The organism is Ruminococcus callidus ATCC 27760 (assembly GCF_000468015.1).
GTDB classification, from domain to species: domain Bacteria; phylum Bacillota; class Clostridia; order Oscillospirales; family Ruminococcaceae; genus Ruminococcus_C; species Ruminococcus_C callidus.
Genome location: NZ_KI260480.1, coordinates 95,019 through 112,736 on the forward strand (window position 1 = coordinate 95,019; position 17,718 = coordinate 112,736).

Consider the following 17,718-nt stretch of genomic DNA (forward strand, 5'->3'; position numbering starts at 1 on the left):
GTCGCCAGACGCTCTTTGTGCGGTATTGCCAAAAGCAACTATAAACTGTACATATTGGAATATGGAAGAAAGCACGGTCTGCATCTGGCAGTTCGTGCTTTTTTCGGTGGTGGGACAACTTTCAAAATAAGCCTCCCCTGAAAGGGGTGACTCCCCACGGGGTGGGGAGATGCCCGCAGGGCAGAGGGGACCGCTCAGTACGAGGGGGACCGGCGAAGCCGGTGGAGGGGTTTTGTGAAATCCTTTTTATCAAACTTTCTTTGTGATACAATCTTTATATTACACGCAAATCAACTGTCATATTTGCAATTTTCACTTCAATATGGTATACTATAAAAGTAACACGAAAAGCAACACGGCACAATGCCTGACCGGAGGTGAACCCATGCCCATTTCCATATCCACCGGCAGAAAAATGCAGATGTTTCTGCTGGATCTGCTCTATCCCAATCGCTGCCCCTGCTGTAACTGTTCTATTTCTTGGCGGGAATATCTCTGCGAAGCCTGCCGGCAGGAAGTGACTGCGGAACCGGCAGACGCATTTTGTCCCCTTTGCGGAAAGCTGCCGCGGGACTGCTTCTGCGGCACAGGTCTGTCCTATGACCGTGCCGCGATTCTGACAGAATACACCGGAGCCGCCCGTGCCGGTGTGCTGTCCATGAAGTCTGCGGCAAGTCTGCACTTCGGCAGATTCTGCGGGAACGTGCTGGGACAGCGGATCGCCGAAGATGCGGTGCTGTCCGGCTATGACTTGGTTATTCCTGTACCCATGCAGCTGCGGAAACAGCGGAAACGTTGCTGTAATCCTGCCGCAGTATTTGCCAGGGAGATCGCCGCTGTCACGCGGATTCCCTACCGGCAGGACATACTGCACGACAACGGTACCGGCAAGACGCAGCACACCCTTTCCGCCGCCGAACGCCATAAAAATGTGGAACAGTTTTCTGCCGCTCCGGTATCGCTGGAAGGCATGCGGGTTCTGCTGTGCGATGATGTACTCACCACCGGCAGCACCATGAACCGCTGTGCCGCCTTGCTGAAAGCACAGGGTGCGGCAGAAGTGGCTGCCATATCCATGACCACAACTGCAATGAAATCACCCTCAAAAGAACCCACACACGGCTGATTTCCGATACGGACAATGGCCCGCCAGAAAGGAAACCGACATGAATTGGATTCTACTGTTACTCGCTCTAGTGATGATCGCCTGTATTCTCTGCAACAAGCTGACCAGTAAGATCGGCATGCCCGTGCTGCTGGCATTTCTTGCCGTGGGTATGCTCTGCGGCGTGGACGGTCCGCTGCATATCCGTTTCGACAACTACGCCCTGACGGAAACCCTCTGTACCGTCGCCCTGATCTTTATCATCTTTTACGGCGGATTCGGCACCAAATGGCGTGCGGCAAAACCAGTTGCCGGAAAAGCGGTGCTGCTGTCCACTCTGGGCGTGTTCCTCACAGCTGCGGCAATGGGCGTGTTCTGCCGGTTTGCTCTGCACACCGGCTGGCTGGAGGGCATGCTCATGGGGGCAGTGCTTGGCTCTACAGATGCCGCCTCCGTCTTTTCCATACTCCGTTCCAAAAAGCTGGATCTGAAATACGGAACGGCTTCTCTGCTGGAAGTGGAAAGCGGCAGTAACGACCCTGTGGCATACCTGATGACTACCATTGTGCTTGCCATGATGACCACGGAAATTTCCGCCGGCAGAATGCTGTACATGATTTTCGCCCAGCTCGTCTACGGGGTGGGGATCGGTGCCGTTCTGGCAGTCTGCACGGTCTTTTTCCTGCGGCGGTTCCGATTTGAAACGTCCGGCTTCGATACAGTTTTTATGGCTGCCATTGCGATTTTGTCCTATGTGCTGCCGGTACTTATCGGCGGCAACGGCTATCTGAGTGCCTATATCGCCGGCATCATTCTGGGCAACCAGAAGATTCCCAACAAAAAGAATCAGGTGCATTTTTTTGACGGCGTGACGGGATTTATGCAGCTGATGGTGTTTTTCCTGCTGGGGCTGCTCTGCACGCCGTCGAAGCTGGGGAGCGTGATCCTGCCGGCACTGGCGATCGCGGTGGTGCTGACATTTGTGGCACGTCCGCTGGTCGTGGGCGTGCTGCTGACACCGTTTCGGGCAAAACTGCCGCAGCAGCTTCTGGTTTCATGGGCAGGACTGCGTGGAGCAACGTCTGCGATCTTTGCCCTGACCGCGGTGGCAAGCGGCGTACATCTGCAATACGATCTGTTTCATCTGGTATTCTGTGTGGTGCTGTTTTCCATTGCCCTGCAAGGGACACTGCTGCCGCTGGTTTCCCGAAAGCTGCACATGCTGGACGATTCCACAGACGTTCTGAAAACCTTTACCGACTATACCGAAGAAAAGGAACTACAGCTGCTGCGTCTGCCGCTGGAGGCGGGAAACAGCTGGGTAGGGGCTGCGGTCAGTACCCTGACACTGCCGCCGGAAACTATTCTGGCAGCAGTCCTTCGCGGTGGCGACTGTCTGGCACCGCGGGGAGATACCGTGCTCTGTGCCGGTGATGTGGCGGTGCTGGCTGCCGGACACTGCGGCGAAAAGCTGCGGCATATCCAGCTGAACGAACTGGAAATTACATCGGAACACGACTGGAACGGCAAGACACTGGCAGCATTGAAGCTGCCAAAAGAAGAGCTGGTGATCCATATCCGCCGCGGAAAAGAAACGGTGATCCCGCAGGGAAGCACGGAAATTCTTGCCGGTGATGTGCTGGTCATGTACTGCTCCGAAAAAACTGCTTGAAAGATGTGAGAGAATTTGAAAAAGTGGACTCCGAAACATGTAAACTGGCTCAAGGCACTGAAAATTGCTGCCGGAGCCGTGGCGGCGATTCTGCTGGCAGAAGCTTTTGGCTTGCAGAATGCCGCTTCTGCCGGTATCATCACGCTGCTGACTGTACAGAACACCCGACGGGAAACTGTCATGAGCAGTGTGCGGCGGTTCAGCGGCTTTGCAATGATGACGCTGCTCTGCCTGCCGATCTATCATTTCTGCGGCACAGCACCGTGGGCATTCGGCATCGTGTTGCTGTTGCTGTTGCTGATTTGCTACAGCTTCCGCATGGACGATGCCACGCCGATCAACGCCGTCATGGCAACCCACTACATGCTTGCCGGCGGTGTCACTCTGCACATGGTGGGGAATGAAGTGCTACTGTTGGTCATCGGCAGCGGCATCGGCGTTTGCCTGAACTGGTTCATGCCGCGGAATCTGGGGAAAATTCACATCATGCAGCGGGAACTGGACGAGGAGATCCGCGGGATTCTGGAACGCATGTCCATGCGGCTCCTGGAGGCAGACCATACCGGCTACGGGGACAGCTGCTTTGCCGAAACCGAACGGCTCTCCGGCGAACTGCGGCAGGAGATTGACGCATTCCTGCAAAACCAGACGTGGCAGGACGACATTTATTTTATGCGGTATGTGGAGATGCGGCGGGAACAATGCCGCGTGTTGCAGGTGATCTACCGTCAGCTGCTGCGGCTGAATCAGGTGCCGGAACAGGCGAAACCGCTGTCCGCATTTCTGGCAGATATTGCGATGCATTTCCATGAGGGAAACGACTGTTCTGCCCTGTTGGAACAGCTGGAATCCCTGTACGCGGCATACCGGCAGGACGAACTGCCGGACACGCGGGAAAGCTTTGAGAACCGTGCAATTCTTTACAGCATTCTGACAGAATTGCAGTCTTTTCTACAGATCAAGCGGCAGTTCTATCTGACCCTGCCGGAGCAGGAACGCAAGCAGATGTTCGAACGGCTGATGCAGGCATGATTATTGTGCGGTACTGATCGGTTCGATCGCGGCAATGTTGCCGGACAATTCCGGATAGACGGAAACCGTTCCGGCGGTTCTGGCGGCATCGGAGAGCGATTCGGTTTCCACAATGAACTCCAGCACGTTGGCACCGTCTGCACAGCTGCGGTAGCGGTGGGTGCTGTCGGTGTGCTGGTCTGCCTTGATGTCGCCCACGCGGACGGTAAACACAGAGCCGCTTTCCAACGTCACCTGAAACCGGTCGCCGCAGCCCTCTGTCAGCCAGCCTGTCCCCATGGCAACCAGATAGTCATCACAGCTTCGCCGCAGCCCGCGGCTGTCTGTCCACGCATTCTGCTGTATGGCGTACTGTTCGGAACTGGTGTCCGTAATGGTGCGGTAGTCCATGTAGGCTTTGAATGCGGTATCGTATTCCTGAAAAAATGAATCTGTTTCCGGCGGTGTCTGCGGTGCTTCTGTAGATACCGCCGTGGTTTCTGTGGTGATAACTGTGGTGCATGTTGAAGTAGTTGTCGCTGTGGTTTCCGTTGTGGTTTCGAGAGATGTGCCGCTGGTTGCGAGCGGCGGTGCTGTTGTAAGCGGTGTTGCCGTCGGCGGCGGGACAGCGGCAGCAGATTCTGTCGTGCAGACCGGAACAGCAGCGGCTGTGGAAACCGGCGGGGCAGACAGCGGCACCGTATCACGAACGGCAGTGCTCACATCGGGGGCAATTGCCTGTGTACGGGGTAGTGCGGCTTCACTCCACGCCGGTACCTGCTGAACAGTCAGCGTGCAGAAACAGCCGGCACAGAACACGGAAAACAAACTGGAAAATCGAAACATACAAGACCTCCTGACAAAATCAGATTCATTGGCGGCGTTGTCCAAGCATATGCGAGTCAGCAGCATGGATATGCAGAAACGCTTTCGGATTTGTGGATTCTGATTTGAAGTAAACTGTTGAAACTGTGCAGAATGATGAAATTGGCGAAAATTTTGCAAAACGCCTTGACAAATCCGGTGGATTCGCGTATACTGAAGGCAGTTAAATTCCATGAGCAAAAGTAAGTAGCCGGCAAAACGGTAGCACAGAGAGTCGGGGGTGGTGGAATCCCGATGTATACGCTGTCTGGTGAATGGGTTTGTGAGAAGCGAGGCGAACGGGCAGATGCCCCAGTACCTGATGCCGCATCTCCTGCGTTATCGGGAGGAAGATATATCCGGTAAATACGGCGTATCTGAAAAGAGGGAAACGAATGCTTATCGTTTCTGAATTTGGGTGGCAACACGTAGACAACAAGTCTGACGTCCCATAGGTGTGGGACATCAGGCTTTTTTTATTTGCATAAAGGAGTGAATGCGTCATGTTAAAACCATCATTGGAGGAAGTCAAGGCACTGGCAAAACAGTATAACACCATTCCCGTGTTCTATGAGTTTTCTGCCGACAATCAGACCCCGCTGAACATCTACGCGGCTCTTTCGAAAGACAGCCGGAATTCGTTTATTCTGGAAAGCGTCAGCAACGGTGTGCAGTGGGACCGGTATTCGTTTGTTGGCGTTTCCCCGAAAGAGGAGATCTGCATTACCGGTAATACCGCAGAGATCCGCACTGGTGACAAGATCGAAACGAAAGAAGTGGAACAGCCTATTGCCTTTCTGAAAGAACGCATGGCAGCATATCGCTCTCCGGTGCTGGAGGGTGCTCCCAATTTCACCGGCGGTCTGATCGGCTATTTCGGATACGACACCGTCCGCTACATGGAAAAGAAACTGACTCATGTGCCGGAAGATGACATTCACATGCCGGACTGCCATCTGTTCCTGTATGAGGAACTGCTGGCATACGACCACCTCACCAGCAACGGCATTGTCATTCTAAACCTGCACACGGACGGTGATCTCGGAGCACAGTACGCGGCGGCACAGTGGAGAGCTGAAGAACTGGCAGACATTGTCCGCCACTATAATCCGCAGCCGCAGGTACGGCAGCATCACGGAGAGGCTGTGGTACGCTCCAACCTCACCAAGGAACAGTACAGCCAGATGGTACGGGACGCAAAGGAGTATATCCGGAACGGCGATATTTTCCAGATCGTGCTTTCCCAGCGGTTCGAGATCAGCAATCCGCCGGACAGCTTTTCCGTTTACCGGAAACTCCGTGCCACGAACCCGTCACCGTATCTGTACTATTTCCACACACCGGAATATGACGTGGCAGGGGCTTCACCGGAAATGCTGGCAAAGGTGACAAACGGTGTAATTCACAACCGTCCAATTGCCGGCACCAAGCCCAGAGGGCGGACACCGGAAGAAGACATCGCCAACGAAAAGGCACTTGCCGCAGACCCGAAGGAACGTGCAGAGCACACCATGCTGGTGGATCTGGGACGAAATGATGTGGGAAAGGTTTCCGAATTCGGCAGCGTAAAAGTGACAAGATATATGGTGACAGAACGTGCATCGAAAGTCATGCATCTGGTTTCTGATGTGGAGGGCAAGCTTCGCAAAGACCAGACCGCACTGGACGCACTCATGGCGATTCTGCCGGCAGGAACGCTGTCCGGTGCTCCGAAAGTACGTGCTATGGAACTGATCGACCAGTTCGAGAACAAAAAGCGTGGACTTTACGGCGGCACCGTAGGGTATCTGGGATTTGACGGAAACATCAATACCTGTATTGCAATTCGCACCGTGCTGTTTGCCAACGAAAAGGCATATGTACAGGCGGGTGCCGGTATTGTGGCAGATTCTGTGCCGGAAAATGAGTATTACGAAACCGTCAACAAGGCGTTGGCAGTCATCAATGCCATTAAGGAGGCAGAACAATGATCTTACTGATTGATAACTATGATTCGTTCACCTATAATCTGTATCAGTATATCGGTGAACTGTACCGTGACATTCAGGTAGTTCGCAACGACGAGATCACCATTGAGCAGATCGAAGCTCTGCACCCGCAGGCACTGATCCTCTCTCCGGGACCGGGATACCCGAAAGATGCCGGCATCACCATGGAGGCGATCCGCCACTTCAACGGCAAGATTCCGATGCTGGGCGTGTGTCTGGGACATCAGTCCATTTGTGAAGCTTTCGGCGGAACAATTGTCCGTGCTTCCCACCTGATGCATGGCAAGGCAAGCCAGATGGTACTGGATATGACCTGCCCCATTTTTGCAGGACTGCCCAAGACGGTTTCCTGCGGCAGATACCATTCTCTGATCGCACAGGAATCGGATTTTCCGGCATGCCTGAAAGTGACTGCACGGGACGAGAACGGACAGATCATGGCACTGGAACATCGGGAAACCCAGACCTATGGCGTACAGTTCCACCCCGAATCCCTGCTGACCGGCGATGGTAAGCGTATGCTGGCAAACTTCCTGAATCTGATTCCGGACGTATCTGTGCCGCTGCCGCCCATTGTGGAAGAACGACCTAAGACGGAACTGAAAAAGTATATCGCACAGGTGACCGACGGCAAGGATCTGACAGAAGCAGAAGCACAGGACGCAATGGACATCATCATGAGCGGCAGTGCGACCAATGCACAGATCGCCGGTCTGCTGGTGGCTCTCCGCATGAAAGGCGAAACCATTGCAGAGATCACCGGTTTTGCCAAGGGCATGCGGCAGAAGGCCAAGCATGTCACCGGCTGCGAGAACTCCATTGAGATCGTGGGAACCGGCGGCGATCTGGCGAACTCGTTTAACATCTCCACCACATCTTCCTTTGTTATCTCTGCGGCAGGCATGCCGGTGGCAAAGCACGGCAACCGGAGTGTTTCCAGTAAAAGCGGTGCGGCAGATGTGCTGGAAAGTCTGGGCGTGAAGATTCAGACCACACCGGAGCAGGCAAAGGCTTCCATTCAGGAGATCGGTATCTCGTTCCTGTTTGCACAGAGTTATCACGGTGCTATGAAGTACGTGGCTCCGGCACGAAAGGAACTGGGGATCCGTACCGTATTCAATGTGCTGGGACCTCTGACCAATCCGGCATCGACCGATTATATCCTTCTGGGCGTATACGAAAAGGCACTGCTGCCGGTAATGGCACGGGTGCTTATGGGGCTGGGCATCAAGAATGCGATGATCGTCTACGGCAACGACCGGCTGGATGAGGTGTCCATTTGCGATAAGACCTCCGTGGCAGAGGTACGGGACGGCAAAATCACAGAGTATGAGATCGCTCCGGAGGACTTCGGCTTCCCGCGGGCAGACAAGTCGGAAATTGTCGGCGGCGTGGCAGATGAAAACGCCAAGATCGCACGGGGCATTCTGGACGGCTCCATTCAGGGGGCAAAGCGGAATATCGTTCTCATGAACGCCGGCTGTGCCCTGTATGTGTCCGGCAAGGCAGCCACCATTGCAGACGGCATTCAGCTGGCTGCCCGGCAGATCGACAGCGGCAGGGCGTTGGCAAAGTTACAGCAGCTGGTGGAATTCACCAATCGGAATGTGTGAGGTGCGGAAATGATTTTAGATGAGATCATGAAGTATCGTGCCCGGCAGCTGGAACGGGAAAAGGCTGCCTACGGACTGGAAGAAATGCAGAAGCGTGCGGAAAAGGCACTGGCGGAGCGAAAGCCGGTTTCTCTGAAAGCGGCACTGCGGCAGGATACGCTGTCCTGCATTTGTGAAGTGAAAAAAGCGTCCCCGTCCAAGGGACTGATTCGGGCAGATTTTCAGCCGGTGGAAATTGCAAAGGCGTATGAAGCCGCCGGAGCGAGTGCCATTTCCTGCCTGACGGAGGAGCATTACTTTCAAGGCTCGTCCGCATATCTGACGGCGATCCGGCAGGTGGTTTCTCTGCCGGTCCTGCGGAAGGATTTTCTCTTTGATGCATATCAGGTTTACGAGGCGGCTGCCATTGGGGCAGATGCAGTGCTTTTGATCGCCGCCGTGCTGCCGCCGGAAACGCTGGCGGAACTGTACCGGCTGGCGTATTCGCTGGGGCTGGAAGTTCTCGTAGAGGTGCACAATCAGGAGGAACTGGAACAGATCGCATTTCTGGAACCGCAGATTCTGGGTGTGAACAACCGGAATCTGAAAACCTTTGAAGTCAGTCTGGACACCGTGGCAAAGCTGAAACCCTTTGCACCGGAGCAGGCAGTGTTTGTATCGGAAAGCGGTATCCGGAACAATGCCGATATGCAAATGGTGCGGCAGCTGGGAGCAGATGCGGTGCTGATCGGAGAAACACTGATGCGTAGCGATGATATTGCCGGAACGCTGCACCAGCTGCGGGAGGGCGTATGAAAATCAAGTTTTGCGGAATCCGGCGGCTGGAAGATGTGGCGTTCTGCAACGAACTCCAGCCGGAATATCTGGGCATGATCTTGTCATCAGGATTTCGCCGGACGATTTCGCCGGAAACGGCAGAACAGCTGGTAAAAGCCAAAAGCCGCAGCATTGCTGCAGTCGGCGTGTTCGTCAACGAAACGCCGGAGCACATTGCACAGGTGCTGAAACAGGTGCCGCTGGACGTGATACAGCTGCACGGCAGTGAAACGGCAGAGATCGTTTCCGGTGTGCGATGGCGTACCGGTTTACCGGTATGGAAAGCGGTGCAGGTGCAAACTGCCGCCGATATACAGGCAGCTCGGCAGCTGGGAGCAGACCAGCTGATTCTGGAGGGCAAAGCTGGCGGCATGGGCATTACCGCAGACTGGGAACTGATCGCCGGAGCAAAACCGGCACAGCCGTTTCTGCTGGCTGGCGGACTGACACCGGAGAATGTGGCAGAAGCCGCAGCCAGGGTACAGCCGGACGGCGTGGACTTTTCCAGCGGCATCGAAACCGGCAGTGTAAAAGACTATGCAAAAATGAAGCGAATTGTAACGATAATACGAGGTGTATAACATGGGCAAGGTAGGAAGATTTGGTATTTTCGGCGGGCAGTATGTGCCGGAAACCGTTATGAATGCAGTGCATGAACTGGAAGAAGCTTATGCGAAATACGGCAATGATCCGGAATTTCTGGAAGAATACCGGACACTGCTGCGGGACTATGCCGGCAGACCGTCAATGCTGTACTATGCAGACCGCATGACCAGAGATCTGGGCGGCTGCAAGATCTACCTGAAGCGGGAAGACCTGAACCACACCGGTGCACACAAGATCAACAACGTGCTGGGACAGATCTTGCTGGCAAAGAAAATGGGCAAGAAGCGGATCATTGCCGAAACCGGTGCCGGACAGCACGGCGTGGCAACTGCAACTGCTTGTGCAATGTTTGATATGGAATGCGAGATCTATATGGGCAAAGAGGACGTTCGCCGTCAGCGGCTGAACGTATACCGTATGGAACTGCTGGGTGCAAAGGTCAACAGCGTGGACAACGGCACTGCAACTCTGAAAGATGCGATCAACGAGGCGATGCGTGACTGGGCAACCAATATTGACACGACTTTCTACCTGATCGGCTCTGTCATGGGACCGCACCCGTATCCGACCATGGTGCGGGATTTCCAGAAGGTCATTGGCGAGGAAGCCAAGAAACAGCTGATGGAAAAAGAGGGAAGACTGCCGGATTGTGTGGTTGCCTGCGTCGGCGGCGGCTCCAATGCAATGGGTATGTTCTACGATTTCATTCCGGACGAGAGCGTTCGTCTGGTGGGTGCGGAAGCAGCCGGAAAGGGTATTGATACCAAGCTGCACGCTGCAACAGTTGCCAAGGGCAGCCTCGGCATTTTCCACGGCATGAAGTCCTACTTCCTTCAGAATGAAGAGGGGCAGATCGCACCGGTTTACTCCATTTCCGCTGGTCTGGACTATCCGGGTATCGGACCGGAGCACGCAAACCTCTATAAGACCGGACGTGCGGAATATGTGCCGATCACTGACGAAGAAGCTGTACAGGCTCTGGAATATCTGTCCCGCACAGAGGGCATCATTCCGGCAATCGAATCTGCCCATGCTGTGGCTGCGGCACTGAAGATCGCACCGGAGATGAAACCCGATCAGATCATGATCATCAATATTTCCGGCAGAGGAGATAAGGACATGCAGCAGATTGCAGAATACAGAGGAGTGAAGATTGATGACTAAGAATAAGATTGATGCAAGACTGGAACAGTGCAAGGCAGAGGGCAGAAAAGCCCTGATCACATTTATCACTGCTGGTGACGGCGGCTATGACTGCACCGAAAAGGCAGTGCTGGAAATGGCGAAAAACGGAGCAGACCTGATCGAACTGGGCGTACCGTTTTCCGATCCGATCGCAGAGGGACCGGTGATCCAGTGTGCCAGCGAACGCTCCCTGCGGAACGGTACCACTCTGGTGGGTATTTTCGATCTGGTACGCCGTCTGCGGAAAGAAACCGATGTGCCGCTGCTGTTGATGATGTACCTGAACACCATTTTCTGTTTCGGAACCGACCGTTTTTTCGCACTCTGTGAGGAATGCGGCATTGACGGTGTCATTGTACCGGACATTCCCTTTGAGGAAAAAGACGAGATTCAGGGCAGTGCAGATGCCCACAATGTACACAACATCAGTCTTGTAACACCGGCAAGTGAAGATCGTATCCAGATGATCGCTTCGGAAGCAACCGGTTTCCTGTACTGTGTATCCTCCAACGGTGTAACTGGTGTTCGCAGCCAGTTCCAGACGGATTTCGCACCATTCTTTGAGAAGATCCACAAGTACGCAAAGGTTCCCTGTGCTGTAGGATTTGGCATTTCCGGTCCGGAAGCAGCCAGGGAGATGAGTCAGTACTGCGACGGCGTGATTGTCGGCAGTGCCGTTGTGCGGCTGGTGGAACAGTACGGTAGCGATGCACCGAAGGAGATCGGGGCATTTACCAAGAGCTTGCGTGACGCACTGGACGCGTAAGCTTTCTGGTGATAATTTTCAAAAAAAGATTGACAACCCACCGGAAATCTGCTATACTATAACTATCGATAATTTTTTTCAGCGATGAACGGAGTGACTGCTGCGGAAGCTGCACAGAGAGGGCGTGTCTGGTGAGAACGTTCCGGCTGGGGCACAGGTGCTGTCCGGGAGCTGTTTCGGGAAACCGAAACGTATTTCCTGCGTTAAAGGAGCACGAGGGAAGTGTCTGTACATCAGCACTTCTGAATTTGGGTGGTAACACGAAGGCTTTCGTCCCATTTGGCGGCGAAAGCCTTTTTTGTATACAGGAGGGAATGCGTATGCTGCCAATGGACTGCCACACCCACACCGGCATTTCTCCCGACGGTTCGGGCACGGTTGCCGGACATGTGGAACAGGCGAAAAAGCTGGGGCTGCCGGTGCTGGCCTTCACGGAACATGTGGAGATGAACCGCTATTTTCCGCAGGCACACTACAATACCCTGCCGCGGAACGAGTGGGAGATCTTTGACCATGCCGCCGTGCTGGAACGATCGCTGGAAGCTGTCACTGCCGCAAAGGAACAGGCAGCTGCAGCCGGTCTGACACTGCTGTGCGGCATGGAAATGGGGCAGCCCAATGCAGATTTCGGGCTGTCGGCTGCTGTTGGAGCAGATGTACGGCTGGACTTTATCATTGCCTCGCTGCATGAACTGCTGGATCGACCGGATTTCTTCTGCCTGGATTATTCACAGGAGAACATTCCGGCTCTCATGGAGCAGTACTTCGACCAACTCTATGACATCTGCCGCTGGGGAAAGTTTGACGTGCTGGGACACCTGACCTACCCGCTTCGCTATATCGAAGGGGAAGCAGGAATTCCCGTGCCGCTGGAACCGTATCTGGAACAGATTCGCTGCTGCTTTCGGGCACTGGCGGAAAACGGCAAAGGTATTGAACTGAACACTTCCGGCTATCGGCAGAAGTACGGCAAGCCGTTTCCTACGTTGGAATACCTGAAACTCTATCGGGAACAGGGCGGCGAGGTGCTGACCTTTGGCTCTGACGCACACTGTGCAGAAGATCTGGCAAAAGGCATTGCAGAGGGGGTGGAACTGGCAAAGGCTGCCGGCTTCACACGAGCCTGCTATTTTGTACAACGAAAACCGGTCTATATCACACTTTGACTGGTTTTTCAAATTATTTTTCAGGAAAGGCTGGGTTTCTCATGAAAGAACAATTACTGGAATTATTGCAGCAGAACGCCCGACTCACCAACGCGGAGCTGGCGGTTATGCTGGACACAACAGAAGCAGAAGTCGCCGACGCGATCCGAGCGTTGGAAAATGACGGCGTGATCAAGGGCTATAGTGCCATTGTAGATGACGAACTGGCAAACAAGGACATGGTAACGGCAATCATTGAACTGCGTGTTACCCCGCAGCGGGACAGCGGCTATGAGGAGATCGCCCATACCATTATGCAGTATGACGAGGTGGAGAGCATTGCTCTGATGGCAGGTGCCTACGACCTTTCCGTGACTGTGCGGGGAACTAATGTGAAAGACGTTTCCATGTTTGTTTCGCAGCGGCTGGCAACGCTGGCAGGCGTATTGTCCACTGCGACCTATTTTGTACTGAAAAAATACAAGGAAAAAGGTATCATTATTGAAGGCGAAGAAAAGGACGAACGGGGCTACTATTTCCCGTGATGTCCGACAGGAAAGGGGAGAAAACTCGTGTTGAATTATGACACGCTTCTTTCAGATCAGGTAAAGAAAATGAAGCCCTCTGGTATCCGGAAATTTTTCGATCTGGCTGCCATGATGGAGGGCGTGATCAGTCTGGGTGTCGGAGAGCCGGACTTTCAGACACCGTGGACAGTACGAAAAGCTGCCGTGGACAGTCTGGAACGGAAACGCATGGTGTACACTGCCAATTCCGGTATGGCAGATCTGCGAAAAGAGATCTGTCATTATCTGAACCGCAAGTACCACCTGACTTATCATCCGGAAAACGAAACATTGGTTACAGTGGGCGGTTCGGAGGCGATCGATCTTGCGATTCGTGCAACCGTCAATCCGGGAGATGAAGTTCTGATCGTAGAGCCGTCTTTCGTTTGCTATAAACCGATCGTGGAACTGATGCACGGTGTAGCAGTGCCGATCTCCACCAAGCTGAAAAACAAGTTCAAGCTGACACCGGAGGAGCTGCGTTCCCATATCACAGAACGCACAAAGATGCTGATCCTGCCCTATCCGAACAACCCCACCGGCGGCATTATGACCAGAGAAGATCTGGAGGCGATTGCGGAAGTTCTGCGGGATACTAATATCTTGGTGCTGTCCGATGAGATCTACTCGGAACTGACTTATGGCAGAAAGCATGTTTCTATTGCCGAAATCGACGGCATGTGGGAACGGACGATTTATGTCAGCGGTTTCTCGAAAGCATTTGCCATGACCGGCTGGCGGCTGGGCTATGTCTGTGCTCCGGAACCGATTGCGAAACAGATGCTGAAAATTCACCAGTATGCCATTATGAGTGCTCCCACATTGAGCCAGTATGCCGCTATTGTGGCACTGCGGGAATGCGATCAGGAAGTGCAGAAAATGGTGGACGAATACAACCGCCGCCGCCGCATGCTGGTAGACGGCTTTAACCGCATTGGTCTGACCTGCTTTAATCCGGAGGGAGCGTTTTACATGTTCCCCTGTATCCGAAGCACCGGCATGACCAGTGAGGAATTCTGCGAAACGCTGTTGCAGGAAGAAAAAGTTGCCGTGGTACCGGGCAATGCGTTCGGAGAAAGCGGTGAGGGTTTTGTGCGTGTTTCCTATGCGTACTCACTGAAGCATTTGCAGGAAGCACTGGTTCGCATTGAACGTTTTGTCCAGCGGCATCAGGGGGAAAATCAATGCGAGCAGTAACCAGAACGGCTCCGGCAAAAATCAATCTGGGGCTGGATATTACAGGCACTCGTGCAGACGGGTATCATCTTCTGGAAACCGTGTTTCAGGCAGTTTCTATTGCGGACACGGTGACAGTTGCCATGACGGAATCACCGGAAATCACACTGACCTGTGATGTGCCGGCAGTGCCGTGCAGCCCGAAAAATATTGCGTGGAAAGCGGCACAGCGGTATCGGGAGGCAGCCGGCTTGCAGTCCGGTGTGCAGATACAGATCCTCAAGCGGATTCCTATGGAAGCCGGTATGGGCGGCGGCAGTACAGATGGTGCTGCGGTGCTGCTGGCATTGCAGGAACTGACAGGGAATGCTCTGCCGCAGGAAAAGCTGCTGGAAATTGCAGTTTCACTTGGGGCAGATGTGCCGTTTTTCCTTTACGGCGGCACTGCCTATGGGGCTGGCATCGGAGAAAAGCTGGAACCGCTGCCGCTGTTTTCCACAGATTGTCTGGTAATCGCCAAGGGTACCGCAGGCGTATCCACGGCACAGGCATACGGGGCAATCGATGCCCTGCAAAATCCGAAACACCCACCAGTGCAGCAGCTGCGAAAGGCGTTGGAAGCCGGCGGAACTGCTGCGGAAATTGCTCCGCTTTGCGGTAATTTGTTTGAACTGGCGGTGGAACTGGAAGAAGTACAGCAGATTCGCAGCACCATGCTGGAACAGGGGGCACTTTGCAGTGTCATGACCGGCAGCGGTGCGGCAGTGTTCGGCTTGTTCCCGAATCGGGAATCTGCGGAATCTGCCTGTGCAGTTCTGTGGAAACAGGTACCGTTTGCGGAAGTTTGTCACACATTATAAGGGCAATCCCGCACAAAGATTGTGCGGTATTGCCTAAGAAAATACAAAACGCCCTGTGTCAACGAAAATCAGTTGACACAGGGCGTTTTTTGCTATTATAAATTACAAATTGCAGAAATTAGTTCAGAATCATTGCACTGAATGCAGTGTCCAGAGCCTTTTCCTTGACTGCACCAGCTTCGGTAGTGTCCGCTGTGACGGTGTAGTAAGCCTTGATCTTCGGCTCTGTACCGGACGGACGAATAACAACCTTTGCACCTTCTTCCAGAGAGAATGCCAGTACGTTGGACTTCGGCAGGGTGATCTCTGTTTTTTCACCGGTGGTCAGGTTCTTGGAAATGCTGGTCTGGTAGTCGTCGAACTGGAGCACCTTCAGACCGTTGATCTCAGTCGGGTGTTCTTCCCGCAGCTTAGCCATGATCTTCTGCATTTCGATCATGCCGCTTTCGCCCTCAAAGGTGAAGCTGTGCTGGCTGTGTACATATACGCCGTACTTCTCGTACATACGCTTGCGGGCTTCGATCATGGAAATGCCCTTGGTGCGGTAGTAAGCAGCCATTTCGCAAATCAGCATGGAGGCAACAACTGCGTCCTTGTCGCGGACATAGGAACCAGCCAGATAGCCGTAGCTTTCTTCGAAACCGAAAATGTAGCGGTTTTCTTCGCCCTTGGCTTCGAGGAAGCCGATCTGTTCGCCGATGAACTTGAAGCCGGTCAGCACGTCGATGATCTCCACGCCGTATTCCTTGGCAATGGCATTGACAATATCAGTGGTAACAATTGTCTTGACTGCGATCGGGTTCTTCGGCATAGTGCCCTTTTCGGTTCTCTGCTGGCAGATGTATTCCAGCAGCATTGCACCGACTTCGTTGCCGGAGAACAGTGCATAGTCATCGCCGTCAGGAACTGCAATGCCAACACGGTCAGCGTCCGGATCGGTTGCCAGCAGCAGATCCGGCTTTACTTCGCGGCAGAGTTTCAGACCGCATTCCAGAGCCTCGCGGATTTCCGGATTCGGATACGGACAGGTGGTGAAGTTGCCGTCCGGATTTTCCTGTTCCGGAACAACAGTTACGTCCTTGATGCCGATTGCAGACAGAATGTGGCGAACCGGCTTGTTTCCGGTACCGTTCAGCGGCGTGTAAACGATTTTCAGACCGCTTTTTGCACACAGTTCCGGATTCAGGCTCTGCTTCAGAACGTCCTGATAATAAGCATCAATGACAGACTGCGGCGTGTAGGAGATCATGCCGGAAGCCATTGCTTCGTCGAAGTTGGTGTGCTTGACACCAGTGAACATATCCAGAGCGTTGATCTCTGCCAGAACGGCGTTGGCTGCATCAATGGTCATCTGACAGCCGTCGCTGCCGTATACCTTATAACCATTGTACTTTGCAGGGTTGTGGCTGGCGGTAACCATGATACCGGCACTGCACTTCTGTGCACGAACTGCATAGGACAGCATCGGGGTCGGCATCAGTTCTGTATAGATGTGTACGCGAATGCCGTTTGCAGCCAGAACTTCTGCAGCAGCTTTTGCGAAAACATCGGATTTGATACGGCTGTCATAGGAAATGGCAACGCTGGGTGCTTCGAAAGCGGACTTGACATAATTGGCAAGACCCTGTGTCGCACGGCGTACTGTATAAATGTTCATACGATAGGTGCCTGCACCGATAACGCCCCGCAGACCACCGGTACCGAATTCCAGATCCCGATAAAAACGGTCACTGATCGCAGCGTCGTCACCAGCGATTCCTTTTAATTCCGTTTGCAGATCGGCATCTTCTGTTGCATGCTCCAGCCACTGCTGATACAATTCTTTTTCCGTCATTATAGGATACCTCCATGAAAACAATTTACAATAATCAGGGAACAATACCGCGAAAATACACCCATAGACGGGCGGCTGCGATACCGGAATGTGTAGCCTTATAAGAATCACACACCCAAACTGCATTTATTATACCACATTCTCTGTCAAGATGCAACGATTTTTTTTCGTGCAAACGTGAATTTTTTCAGAAAACAAAAAAACAGCAAAGTTACGCTATGATTTTGCGGGAAAATCTGATTTGTGTTTGGGCCATGGGCGGGCTCTTACTATATCCATATAATAGTGTTGTACATTGTCTTATATGATGGCAGCACCGTTGCTTGTGCGATTTGCATAGTTTTTTGCAAAATTCTTTTACAGATATTTACTTGACAAATGCGAAAACGCATGGTATAATAATAAAGCTGTCGCACGAGAGCGAGAGTTGAGAGAATAAAGGACAACGGGAGCCGTGAAACGGATCGGGAGATCGATAGTTAGCGGTTGAAGTTGTTCAAGAAAAGTTCAC

Annotated in this window: 15 protein-coding genes; 13 read left to right on the top strand and 2 right to left on the bottom strand. The window is 53.3% G+C overall.

What is annotated here, in order from left to right:
- The first annotated feature begins 385 nt into the window (after positions 1–385).
- Genes RUMCAL_RS13080 through RUMCAL_RS13090 form a run of 3 tightly spaced genes read left to right on the top strand, consistent with a single transcriptional unit; the run spans position 386 to position 3,809 of the window.
- Complete coding sequence (locus tag RUMCAL_RS13080; protein WP_040648229.1) at positions 386–1,126, top strand: ComF family protein; 741 nt, start codon at positions 386–388, stop codon at positions 1,124–1,126.
- Between the two features lie 40 nt (positions 1,127–1,166).
- Positions 1,167–2,777, top strand: coding sequence for a potassium/proton antiporter (locus RUMCAL_RS13085; RefSeq protein WP_021683450.1), 1,611 nt, complete (start codon positions 1,167–1,169; stop codon positions 2,775–2,777).
- A 15-nt stretch (positions 2,778–2,792) separates the two neighbouring features.
- The gene (locus tag RUMCAL_RS13090) at positions 2,793–3,809 is read left to right on the top strand and encodes an aromatic acid exporter family protein (RefSeq protein ID WP_021683451.1); all 1,017 of its coding nucleotides are present in this window, start codon (positions 2,793–2,795) and stop codon (positions 3,807–3,809) included.
- On the opposite strand, the gene RUMCAL_RS13095 is transcribed toward RUMCAL_RS13090, so the two are convergent.
- Complete coding sequence (locus tag RUMCAL_RS13095; RefSeq protein WP_040648231.1) at positions 3,810–4,634, bottom strand: hypothetical protein; 825 nt, start codon at positions 4,632–4,634, stop codon at positions 3,810–3,812. It lies immediately after the preceding gene.
- A 521-nt stretch (positions 4,635–5,155) separates the two neighbouring features.
- On the opposite strand from RUMCAL_RS13095, the gene trpE reads away from it, so the two are divergent.
- The 10 genes from trpE (at position 5,156) to ispE (ending at position 15,373) form a co-directional block, all read left to right on the top strand.
- Complete coding sequence (gene trpE, locus RUMCAL_RS13100) at positions 5,156–6,622, top strand: anthranilate synthase component I (RefSeq protein ID WP_021683454.1); 1,467 nt, start codon at positions 5,156–5,158, stop codon at positions 6,620–6,622.
- Positions 6,619–8,253 (top strand): bifunctional anthranilate synthase component II/anthranilate phosphoribosyltransferase, encoded by a 1,635-nt coding sequence (locus RUMCAL_RS13105; RefSeq protein ID WP_021683455.1) that lies wholly within the window; start codon positions 6,619–6,621, stop codon positions 8,251–8,253. Before trpE ends, RUMCAL_RS13105 begins: the two co-directional genes overlap by 4 nt.
- Positions 8,254–8,262: 9 nt before the next feature.
- Complete coding sequence (gene trpC, locus RUMCAL_RS13110) at positions 8,263–9,048, top strand: indole-3-glycerol phosphate synthase TrpC (RefSeq protein ID WP_021683456.1); 786 nt, start codon at positions 8,263–8,265, stop codon at positions 9,046–9,048.
- Entirely contained in the window at positions 9,045–9,650 is a 606-nt protein-coding gene (locus RUMCAL_RS13115) for a phosphoribosylanthranilate isomerase (protein WP_021683457.1), read from the top strand. The genes trpC and RUMCAL_RS13115 overlap by 4 nt, the downstream gene beginning before the upstream one ends.
- Position 9,651: 1 nt before the next feature.
- Entirely contained in the window at positions 9,652–10,839 is a 1,188-nt protein-coding gene (trpB, locus tag RUMCAL_RS13120; protein WP_021683458.1) for a tryptophan synthase subunit beta, read from the top strand.
- The gene (gene trpA, locus RUMCAL_RS13125) at positions 10,832–11,626 is read left to right on the top strand and encodes a tryptophan synthase subunit alpha (RefSeq protein ID WP_021683459.1); all 795 of its coding nucleotides are present in this window, start codon (positions 10,832–10,834) and stop codon (positions 11,624–11,626) included. The genes trpB and trpA overlap by 8 nt, the downstream gene beginning before the upstream one ends.
- Positions 11,627–11,946: 320 nt before the next feature.
- Positions 11,947–12,792 (top strand): histidinol-phosphatase HisJ family protein, encoded by an 846-nt coding sequence (locus tag RUMCAL_RS13130; protein WP_051343866.1) that lies wholly within the window; start codon positions 11,947–11,949, stop codon positions 12,790–12,792.
- Between the two features lie 41 nt (positions 12,793–12,833).
- Entirely contained in the window at positions 12,834–13,316 is a 483-nt protein-coding gene (locus RUMCAL_RS13135; protein ID WP_021683461.1) for an Lrp/AsnC family transcriptional regulator, read from the top strand.
- A 27-nt stretch (positions 13,317–13,343) separates the two neighbouring features.
- A complete protein-coding gene (locus RUMCAL_RS13140) occupies positions 13,344–14,534 on the top strand; it encodes an aminotransferase class I/II-fold pyridoxal phosphate-dependent enzyme (protein WP_021683462.1) in 1,191 nt (396 codons plus the stop codon).
- Positions 14,522–15,373 (top strand): 4-(cytidine 5'-diphospho)-2-C-methyl-D-erythritol kinase, encoded by an 852-nt coding sequence (gene ispE / locus RUMCAL_RS13145; protein ID WP_021683463.1) that lies wholly within the window; start codon positions 14,522–14,524, stop codon positions 15,371–15,373. The genes RUMCAL_RS13140 and ispE overlap by 13 nt, the downstream gene beginning before the upstream one ends.
- A gap of 118 nt (positions 15,374–15,491) precedes the next feature.
- Here ispE and RUMCAL_RS13150 read toward each other — a convergent pair whose 3' ends face one another.
- Positions 15,492–17,207, bottom strand: a complete 1,716-nt coding sequence (locus RUMCAL_RS13150; protein ID WP_021683465.1) for a phospho-sugar mutase — start codon at positions 17,205–17,207, stop codon at positions 15,492–15,494.
- Between the last annotated feature and the right edge of the window lie 511 nt (positions 17,208–17,718).

What these genes read in the sequence shown, in the direction of transcription:
- RUMCAL_RS13085 (WP_021683450.1), top strand. Translation starts at nt 1,167, where the DNA reads ATGAATTGGATTCTACTGTTACTCGCTCTAGTGATGATCGCCTGTATT.
- RUMCAL_RS13135 (WP_021683461.1), top strand. Translation starts at nt 12,834, where the DNA reads ATGAAAGAACAATTACTGGAATTATTGCAGCAGAACGCCCGACTCACC.
- RUMCAL_RS13080 (WP_040648229.1), top strand. Translation starts at nt 386, where the DNA reads ATGCCCATTTCCATATCCACCGGCAGAAAAATGCAGATGTTTCTGCTG.
- RUMCAL_RS13150 (WP_021683465.1), bottom strand. Translation starts at nt 17,207, where the DNA reads ATGACGGAAAAAGAATTGTATCAGCAGTGGCTGGAGCATGCAACAGAA.
- trpA (WP_021683459.1), top strand. Translation starts at nt 10,832, where the DNA reads ATGACTAAGAATAAGATTGATGCAAGACTGGAACAGTGCAAGGCAGAG.
- RUMCAL_RS13115 (WP_021683457.1), top strand. Translation starts at nt 9,045, where the DNA reads ATGAAAATCAAGTTTTGCGGAATCCGGCGGCTGGAAGATGTGGCGTTC.
- RUMCAL_RS13130 (WP_051343866.1), top strand. Translation starts at nt 11,947, where the DNA reads ATGCTGCCAATGGACTGCCACACCCACACCGGCATTTCTCCCGACGGT.
- trpC (WP_021683456.1), top strand. Translation starts at nt 8,263, where the DNA reads ATGATTTTAGATGAGATCATGAAGTATCGTGCCCGGCAGCTGGAACGG.
- RUMCAL_RS13095 (WP_040648231.1), bottom strand. Translation starts at nt 4,634, where the DNA reads ATGTTTCGATTTTCCAGTTTGTTTTCCGTGTTCTGTGCCGGCTGTTTC.
- trpE (WP_021683454.1), top strand. Translation starts at nt 5,156, where the DNA reads ATGTTAAAACCATCATTGGAGGAAGTCAAGGCACTGGCAAAACAGTAT.
- ispE (WP_021683463.1), top strand. Translation starts at nt 14,522, where the DNA reads ATGCGAGCAGTAACCAGAACGGCTCCGGCAAAAATCAATCTGGGGCTG.
- RUMCAL_RS13105 (WP_021683455.1), top strand. Translation starts at nt 6,619, where the DNA reads ATGATCTTACTGATTGATAACTATGATTCGTTCACCTATAATCTGTAT.
- trpB (WP_021683458.1), top strand. Translation starts at nt 9,652, where the DNA reads ATGGGCAAGGTAGGAAGATTTGGTATTTTCGGCGGGCAGTATGTGCCG.